The 5,635-nt window shown below is 70.3% G+C and carries 4 protein-coding genes and 1 pseudogene; 4 read left to right on the top strand and 1 reads right to left on the bottom strand.

What is annotated here, in order from left to right; translation table 11 throughout:
• Both ACWELJ_RS32995 and ACWELJ_RS32990 read left to right on the top strand, forming a co-directional pair.
• Positions 1–985: pseudogene (locus tag ACWELJ_RS32995) on the top strand (hypothetical protein); the annotation flags it as partial.
• On the top strand, positions 982–2,796 hold the full coding sequence (locus ACWELJ_RS32990; protein WP_452369993.1) for a hypothetical protein: 1,815 nt from the start codon (positions 982–984) through the stop codon (positions 2,794–2,796). The pseudogene ACWELJ_RS32995 and the gene ACWELJ_RS32990, both read left to right, overlap by 4 nt.
• Here the strand turns inward: ACWELJ_RS32990 and ACWELJ_RS32985 are convergent, their stop codons facing one another.
• Entirely contained in the window at positions 2,797–4,803 is a 2,007-nt protein-coding gene (locus ACWELJ_RS32985) for a glycoside hydrolase family 15 protein (protein ID WP_452369992.1), read from the bottom strand.
• Between the two features lie 65 nt (positions 4,804–4,868).
• Between ACWELJ_RS32985 and ACWELJ_RS32980 the strand changes: the two genes are divergently transcribed.
• Together ACWELJ_RS32980 and ACWELJ_RS32975 are read left to right on the top strand one after the other, a co-directional pair.
• Entirely contained in the window at positions 4,869–5,105 is a 237-nt protein-coding gene (locus ACWELJ_RS32980; protein ID WP_452369991.1) for a hypothetical protein, read from the top strand.
• A 128-nt stretch (positions 5,106–5,233) separates the two neighbouring features.
• Complete coding sequence (locus ACWELJ_RS32975) at positions 5,234–5,485, top strand: hypothetical protein (protein WP_452369990.1); 252 nt, start codon at positions 5,234–5,236, stop codon at positions 5,483–5,485.
• The last annotated feature ends 150 nt before the right edge of the window (positions 5,486–5,635 follow it).

Genomic DNA, 5,635 nt, shown 5'->3' with positions numbered 1-5,635 from the left:
GGTGCCGCCGGTCGCCACCGTGCCCGCCGCGCCCGTGTCGGTCCCGCCGGTGACGGTCCAGCCGGTCGCGGTGACGCCGTTGCAGACCACCATCCAGCCCGACGCCGCCAACCAGCCGATCGCGAATCTGCTGACCACGCACGGTGGTCCGTCGCCGCTGACCGCGCCCGCGTCCGTCGTGCCCGCCCTGTTCGACCACGGCCGCCCGCCGGTGCTGGCCAACGGTGACGCGTCCGCGCCCGGCCACCAGCCGACGACCTTGGCGACCAAGCCGGTTCCCGCGGCCACCCCGGCCCCGACCGCGCCCACCGCCACCCCGCCGATCAAGGCCGATCACGGGCCCGCGCTCACCATGCCCCCGATCCCGACCAAGATCCCGGGCCTGGACGACCTGACCAAGGGCCTGGACACGCCGTCGACCGTGAAGTCGGTGACCCCGCCGGTGAACACCGGCGACTCCGGCCTCCCCACCAAGCCGCACACGCCGTCCGACGACAACACCGGGACCCGTCCCACCGTGCCGACGGTCACCGTGCCCGACGACCCGACGCCGCATCAGCCGACCGTGACGGTGGCGCCGCGCCCGACCGTGCCGACCGTGCCGGCGCAGCCGTCGGTCCCGGATCACGGTGGGCAGCCCAGTGTTTCGGTCGCGCCGGTGCCGACCGTCGCGCCGGCGCCGACGATGCCGTCGCCGATCACCACCGCGCCGCACGTCGACCCGCCGACCCAGGTGAAGCCGATCGCGGACCAGTACGCGCAGCCGATCTCCGCCGTTGTCCCGGTGCATGATTCGGTGCTGCCGGTTCCGGACGCGTCCCTCGGCGTGCATGATTCGGTTCTGGCCGTGCATGATTCGGTTCTGGCGGGGCACGGTGCGGGCCTGGTGCACGACGCCGGCCTGTTCTCCGGTCTCGGCGACGCCGGGTATCCGGACGCGGGTCTCGCGGCACCGGGTCCGGGCGATCACATGCTGCTGCTGTGAGCGCTCCGGGTCATCAGGTAGCGGTGAAGAATCCCGATGCGCTGGGTCCGCTGGTCGAGCTGCTCGATCGGCTGCTCGAACTGACCCATGCCTCCGGCCGCCTCGATCTGACCGGCCGGCTGGGCATCGCCCGGGCCCGCCTGGCCGATCCGCGGGTGCGGCTCGTCGTTGTCGGCGAATCCCGGTCCGGGATGAGCACATTGGTGAACAGCCTGGTCGGGGCCGCGGTGAGCGCCACCGAGGGGCAGGCCAGCGTCCCGGTGATCGCCGAGTACGGTCCGCAGGCCGCGGCCACGCTGGTGAAGGCGGGCGCGGGCGGCGCCGCCCAGCGCACCGCCGTCGACCCGCGGTCGGCATTGGCGGAGCTGGGGTCGGGCGAGGTCATCCGGGCCGAGTTCACCCAGCCCAGTCCGCTGCTCGCGGAGGGCTTCGTGGTGCTGGACGCGCCCGGCTCGCCCGAGGACTCTCCGGCCACCTGGTCGCTGATCGCGGCCGCCGACGCGGTGCTGTACGTGGCCGACGCGCGTGCCCCGTTCACCCCGGCGCAGATCGAGCAGTTGCAGCGCATCCAGCAGGTGTGCCCGACGGTCGTCTGCGTGCTCAACAAGATCGACCAGTATCCGCAGTGGCCGCAGGTGCAGCAGCACGACCGGCAGCTGCTCGACGACGCCGGGCTGGCCTTCGCGGTCGCCCCCGCCTCGGCGCGGCTGCACGCGCACGCCACCGCCAAGGGCGATCAGCGGCTGGATCTGGAATCCGGTGTGCCGCAACTGCTCGACCATCTGCGCTCCCATGTGCTGGGCCGCGCCGACGCGGTCGCGGTGGAGGCCGCGGTCCGCGATATCGGGCTCATCACCGACCACCTGTCGCTGGCGTTGCGCAGCGAGGCCGAGACGCTGCGCGACCCGCGCCGCCTGACCGTGATCACCGAGCAGCTGCGCCGCACCCGCGAGGAGGCCGAGCAGCTGCGTCAGCGCACCGCCAACTGGCAGGTCACCCTGGCCGACGGCGCGGGCGAGCTGATGGCCGACACCGAACACGATCTGCGGCACCGGCTGCGCAGCCTGATCCGCGACGCCGACGCCGACATCATGAAGGGCGATCCGGTCAAGGGCTGGAACGACTTCGGCGCCGACCTGGACGCCAAGATCTGCGAGGCGGTGGAGGAGAACTTCGTCATCGCCCACTACCGCTCGGTGGAGCTGGCCGAGCAGGTGGCCGCCAAGTTCCCCGACAGCGGCATCCCCACCCCGGATCTCAAGCTGGACAACCCCGGCGATGTCGGCGCGGTGCTGGAACCGGTTGCGGCGCTGGACAAGCTGGACAGCGCCAAGCTCGGCATCACCGCCCAGGTGCTGACCGTATTGCGCGGCTCCTACGGCGGCCTGCTCATGGTCGGCCTGATCACCAGCCTGCTGCACATGTCGCTGGTGAACTGGTACTCCGGCGGCGCGGCCGTCCTGCTGGGCCTCAACGCCCTGTGGGACGACCGCAAGGCCCGCCGCGCCCGCCGCCAGGCCGAGGCGAAGGTGGCGGTGGCCCGGCTCATGGACGATGTGATCTTCCAGGTGAGCAAGGAGTCCCGCTACCGGCTGCGCGCGGTGCAGCGCAGCCTGCGCGACCATTTCACCGAGATCGCCACCTCGACCCTGCGCTCGGTGGACGCCTCGCTGCGCGCCGCGGAGGAGGCCGCCACGGTGGGGTCCGGCGCGGGCCGGGAGGCGCGGCTCACCGAGATCGAGCGATCGCTGGTGCGGCTGCGCGATATTCGCGAGACCGCCGACGGGATCGGCGAGAGGTCTTCGTACTGATCAGCGTCCCGGGTGCGCGGGGTGGAATTGCCCTGTGTGCTTGGACTCCTCGGCCCGGATCACGTGCATGACCGCGTTGATCAGCGCCAGGTGGGTGAACGCCTGCGGGAAGTTCCCCAGGTGCCGCCCGGTGCGCGAGTCGATCTCCTCGGCGTACAGCTTGAGCGGGCTGGCATAGCCGAGCAGCCGCTCGCACAGCTGCCGGGCCCGTTGCAGCTCACCGATCTCCACCAGCGCCGACACCAGCCAGAACGAGCAGATGGTGAACGAGCCCTCCTCGCCGGACAGTCCGTCGTCGGTGGTCTCGGTGCGGTAGCGCAGCACCAGGCCGTTCTCGGTGAGGTCGTCGGCGATGGCGAGCACGGTGGCCCGCACCCGGTGATCGTCGGGTGGCAGGAAGCGGGTCAGCACCACCAGCAGCAGGGAGGCGTCGAGGGTGTCGCCGCCGTAGGTCTGGGTGAACACGCCCGCGGAGTTGACGCCGTTGTCGAGGATGTCGGCGCGGATCTCGTCGGCGATGTCGTGCCATTTCTTGGCGTAGTCCATTTCCCCGTGCAATTCGGCCAGTTTCGCGCCGCGGTCCAGCGCCACCCAGCACATGACCTTGGAGGAGGTGAAGTGCTGTGGTTCGCCGCGCACCTCCCAGATCCCGCGATCGGGGTTGCGCCAGTTCTCGATCGCGGCATGGACCTGTCGTTCGAGCATGGGCCACAAGGTCTCCGGCACCTGCTGACGCGATTTCACATGCAGGTAAACGGAATCCAGGATGGTGCCCCAGATATCGTGCTGCTCCTGGTTGTAGGCGCCATTGCCGACGCGCACCGGCCGCGCGCCGTCGTAACCGAACAGGTGGGGCAGTTCGGATTCGGTGATCTCGCGTTCCCCGCCGATGCCGTACAGCACCTGCAGCGGCGTGGGTTTCCCCTCGTCGTCGGTGGTGACGTCGTGCAGGAACGCGAAGAAGTCATCGGCCTCGCGATCCAGCCCGAGCGTGTACAGGCCCCACAGCGCGAACGACGAGTCGCGCACCCAGGTGTATCGGTAGTCCCAATTCCGTTCGCCCCCTGGGGTTTCCGGCAGGGAGGTGGTGGCGGCGGCCAGCAGCGCTCCGGTCGGCGCGTAGGTGAGGCCCTTCAGCGTCAGCGCGCTGCGTTGCAGGTACCCGCGCCACGGATGATCGGGGAAGCGCCCGAGCGTGATCCACTGCCGCCAGCATTCGGTGGTCTGCCACATCTTCTCCGCGGCTTCCGCGAAGGTGCGCGGTGGCTCCAGATCCGACCAGGACAGCGCGACGAAGATCTCGTCGCCCTCCTTCATCCGGGTGCGGGCCCGCGCCTCCCGGCCTTCCAGCCCCAGTCGCAGATCCGTGGTGAGCGTCAGCGTCGGGCAGCCGTCGATACGGCAACTGGCGCTTGCCTGTTCGTAGACGTTGCCGCTGTACTCCCACTGGGCCGGGCCGTTGTGGAAGTCGAAGGCGGGCTCGCAGCTCATCTCCAGTTCGACCACACCGTTCACGCATTTCACGGTGCGCAGCAGCATGTGCTCGGCATCCCAGTCCATGGGGGTGCGCTTGTGGGTGCGGCTGCGGGAGCGATTGTTGTGCCACGGGCCCAGCACCAGCGCGTCGCGCACGATGAGCCAGCCGGTCTCGGTCTGCCACGTGGTCTCGACGATCAAGCCGCCGGGCAGGTACCGGCGCGCGGCGGGCACATTGCGACCGTAGGGGCCGATGCGGAAGTGTCCCGCACTGCGGTCCAGCATGGCTCCGAAGACGCTGGGGGAGTCCGGGCGCGGCACGCACATCCACTCCACCGCGCCGTTGCGGGCGATGAGGCAGTTGGTCTCGCAGTCGGACAGGAAGGCGTAGTCGTCGATGGGCGGGAACACCGAATGGTGCACGCCGCCGCCCACCGCCGAGGGCAGGTAGGCGTCGGACGGGGATGGGTCCGTCGTGGCCAGCGGGTCTCGCGGGGCTTCGATCGACTCGGGTTCGTCGTACGACTCCATAGCACAATGATCGTTCCGAACAGCCCGAATCGTCCACCATGACGTTCGCGGCCTAGGCTGGGGTCGTGCATGCGATCGCAGGATGGTGGGACGGCGTGGAACTGTGGGTGGCCGGGCTGCCCTTCGTTCCCCAGTTCGCGGTGGTGCTGGCCGCCATGGTGCCGGTCTGCCTGGCCATCGCCTATCTGCTCGACCGGACGCTGCGCCTGGTGCTGCACGTGCTCGGACGCGACCGGATCGCCGCCCGTGAGGCCACGGTCACCGCCGCGCAGCCGCGCCGCATCCGGAAGGAAGCCGCCTGATATGCCGCGCTCTCGTGTCCAGCTCGCCCTGATCGCACTGCTTGTTCTCGTAGTCGTCGCCTGGTTGTTCACTCGCTGAGCGAGTTTCGGTACCGATTCGGCGAACTCTGGGCGTACTGTGCTGACCCATGTCGACTACCGATGAAGGTCTGGAGCTCGTGCTGTCCGAAGAGGACTTCGAAGACGAGCCCCGTCTGATCGCCACCCACTACGCCGGTCCCGAAGAGGCCCTCGAGATGGTCAAGGCCGCCCAGCTGCTGGGGCTGGGCGTGCGCCTGAGCAATCGCATCCGCCCCGACGAGGAGGACGCCGAGTCCGCCACCGAGGAGTGGATCCTCGACATCCTCGAGACCCCGCCGGTGGTCGAGGGCGACGAGTAGCCCGAGCGGTTACCGCCGAGCCGGAAACAGGGGTCCGGGGGGGGGGGGCGGGGGGGGGCGCGGCGGGGCGGGGGTGGGTGGGGGGGCCGCCGCCCCCCCGCGCCCCGTTGTGTGGTGTCTAGCGCACATGTCGACCCACCCCACCCCCCC

This window comes from Nocardia sp. NPDC004582, from assembly GCF_053602115.1.
The sequence above is the reverse complement of the archived record's forward strand: the minus strand, read 5'-3'. Positions and strand labels throughout refer to the sequence as shown.